Source organism: Streptomyces sp. NRRL S-920 (assembly GCF_000717945.1).
GTDB classification, from domain to species: domain Bacteria; phylum Actinomycetota; class Actinomycetes; order Streptomycetales; family Streptomycetaceae; genus Streptomyces; species Streptomyces alboniger.
In genome coordinates, this window is sequence record NZ_JODF01000140.1 from 1 (window position 1) to 1,268 (window position 1,268).

Below are 1,268 nucleotides of genomic sequence, written 5' to 3' on the forward strand. Positions count from 1 at the left end.
CCGGCCGCGCGCCCCGCCCCCCCGCCGCGCCAGGCTCCGCCCGGCCCCCGCCACGCCCCGCCACACCCCGTCACGCCCCTCAGCAGCCCGCCCCACCCGAACAAATGCCCACTGTTCTAGATCGTCGGCGGCGCGCACACTGGGTACACGATCGGGCGTCGGGGACCGAGGGAGGCGCTGCATGGATCTGTTCGGCGACGATCGGCGGGGGCGGCTCAGGTTCCGCGCCGAGCCGCTGCTCACCTCACGTTGGTGGCGAGGCGGTATCGCCGTCCTGACCGGGGCGCTGCCGGCCCTCGCGTTCCCCGCCGCGTCACTGTGGTGGTTCGCGTACGTGGCGCTGGTGCCGTGGATCCTCCTGGTCCGTACGGCCGTGACCGGGCGGCGGGCCATGCTCGACGGCTGGCTCGGCGGCCTCGGCTTCATGGTCGCCGTGCACCACTGGCTGCTGCCGAGCCTGCATGTGTTCACGGTCGTCATCGCCGCGTTGCTCGGCCTGTTGTGGGCCCCGTGGGGCCGACTGGTGCGCAAGTTCCTCGGTGGTGTGCCCGCGCCGGGGCGTGCCGCGGCCGCGCTGGTGGTGCTCCCCTCGGGCTGGCTGATGGTCGAACTGGTCAGGTCCTGGGAGGGCTTGGGCGGGCCCTGGGGCCTGCTCGGTTCCAGCCAATGGCAACTGCCCCCGGCCCTGCGGCTGGCCTCGGTGGGCGGGGTGTGGCTGGTGAGCGCGCTGGTGGTGGCCGTCAACACGGCCATCACCTTGTTGGTCGTGGCGTGGCTGGCACGCAGGGTGTCGACTGCGAGGCGCCTGCGCGGGCCTGCTTCCCGAGAGGGCGGGGCGCCGGGGCGCGGCGAGCGGAAGGCCGTCGGCGCCGTCGTGTCGGGGACGCCCGCGACGGCGCGGCCGGAAACGTCCATGGTCACCGTGGCAAAGGCACACCGGACCACCGGCCTCCGGATATCCGGCACAGCGGAACTGCCGACACCCCGGCCCCGAGCCGCCGAGGAATCCAGCGCCGCCGGGCCGGAAATTCCCCACGCCGCGGACTCCGAGGCATCCCTCACCACCGGACCAAAGGCACCCCGAACCGCAACCCCCGAGGCATCCCTCACCACCGGACCAAAGGCACCCCGAACCTCAACCCCCGGGGCATCCCTCGCCGCCGGGCCGGAAATACCCCACGCCGCGGACTCCGAGGCATCCCTCACCACCGGACCAAAGGCACCCCGAACCGCAACCCCCGAGGCATCCCTCACCCCCGCACCAAAGG

1 pseudogene is annotated in these 1,268 nt (G+C 73.7%); it reads left to right on the top strand.

Annotated features, from left to right (window positions below):
- Nucleotides 1–181: 181 nt before the first annotated feature.
- Nucleotides 182–1,268: pseudogene (locus IG54_RS43400) on the top strand (hypothetical protein); the annotation flags it as partial.